Annotated in this window: 1 protein-coding gene; it reads right to left on the bottom strand. The window is 63.0% G+C overall.

Annotation, left to right across the window (positions count from 1 at the left end):
• The coding region (locus SB772_RS45290; protein ID WP_410839187.1) for an insulinase family protein at positions 1 to 238 on the bottom strand (238 nt) is incomplete at both ends.

The following is a 238-nucleotide window of genomic DNA, read 5'->3' as shown; positions in this document are numbered from 1 at the left end:
AAGGCATTTACCGAGCGTTTGTCTTCGGCGGTCGCGATGCTGGGCACGTTGAAGCCCAGCATCAGACTCGGCAATTGGGTTTGCACGTGCAGGGTGATCTGGCGCTCGCCTGGCTCGGCCAGTTCCAGCGGGATTTTCGCCGGGGGCACGTCGCGCTTGGCGATAGGACCGAAGTAACGCTGGGCCAGGGCTTTGACCTCGTCCGGGGTTACGTCACCGACCACCACCAGCGTGGCAT

The organism is Paraburkholderia sp. SIMBA_030 (genome assembly GCF_046535245.1).
Classification (GTDB): domain Bacteria; phylum Pseudomonadota; class Gammaproteobacteria; order Burkholderiales; family Burkholderiaceae; genus Paraburkholderia.
The sequence above is the reverse complement of the archived record's forward strand: the minus strand, read 5'-3'. Positions and strand labels throughout refer to the sequence as shown.